This is a genomic window from Micromonospora sp. NPDC050686 (assembly GCF_040654475.1).
Classification (GTDB): domain Bacteria; phylum Actinomycetota; class Actinomycetes; order Mycobacteriales; family Micromonosporaceae; genus Micromonospora.
In genome coordinates, this window is record NZ_JBFAID010000151.1 from 1 (window position 1) to 1038 (window position 1038).

The 1038-nt window shown below is 67.5% G+C and carries 1 protein-coding gene; it reads right to left on the minus strand.

Annotation, left to right across the window (positions count from 1 at the left end):
* Positions 1 to 24 precede the first annotated feature (24 nt).
* Positions 25 to 918, minus strand: a complete 894-nt coding sequence (locus AB0H57_RS32865; RefSeq protein ID WP_357512648.1) for an IS5 family transposase — start codon at positions 916 to 918, stop codon at positions 25 to 27.
* Positions 919 to 1038 lie beyond the last annotated feature (120 nt).

Below are 1038 nucleotides of genomic sequence, written 5' to 3' on the forward strand. Positions count from 1 at the left end.
CCTAAGGCGTGTTTCATAAGCGGGTCAGAGCCACTCGCAGATGATGGTGATGGTCAGGACGGCCTGGAACCGGACGGCCAACTTGTCGTAGCGGGTGGCCACGCCGCGGTGGCGCTTGAGTCGGGCGATGCCGTTCTCGACGGCATGTCGCATCCGGTAGAGGTCTGGGTCGAACTTCGGCGGGCGTCCGCCGTGGGTGCCCTTGGCCTTGCGGTGGGCGTCCTGGTCCTTCTTGCTCGGGATGCACGCCTTGATCCCACGCTTGCGCAGGTAGCCGCGGTTGCCGCGGCTGGTGTATGCCTTGTCCGCCAGGACCAGGTCGGGGCAGGTGCGGGGCCGGCCCACGCCGAGACGGGTCACCCTGATACGGCGCAGGACCGGGATGAACTGCGGACTGTCACCACGATGCCCGGCGGTCACGACCATCGATAGGACCTTCTGCCCCTGCTCACAGGCCAGATGCGTCTTGGTGGTCAGCCCGCCGCGAGATCGTCCGAGGGCGTGATCGGCGGGTTCGTCGTGCACGCCGCCTGGTGGCTCTTTCTGCAGGTGGCCGTCTTTGCGGGCGCCGGCGGCGTGTTGGTGTGCGCGGCTGGTCATCGAGTCCACGCTGACCGTCCAGGTGATCCGGCCTTCCGCATCGGCGGCGGCCTGTGACGCGGTCAAGATCTTGTCCCAGGTTCCGTCGCGCTGCCAGCGACGGAACAGGCCGTAGACCGTCTGCCAGGGTCCGTACTCGGCCGGGACGTCACGCCAGGGCGACCCGATCCGGATCCGCCACCTGATCCCGTCGATGAGCTGCCGTTTCTCCCACTTCGGCGGCCGGCCCTTGCCCGACGCGGCAGGCAGCAGCGCAGCGAGCCGCTGCCACTGGGCGTCGGTGAGGTCGTGCCGCCTCGTCACCGCTAGGGTGGCCACGAGGTCTCCGGTATGAAGTTCGAGCTTGGTCGCTGAACCGTTTACCGGAGACCTCTTCAGCTATCGATCACCGCCACGCCGTGACCTTCCGGCCACCACGACTTCTGAAACACGCCCTAG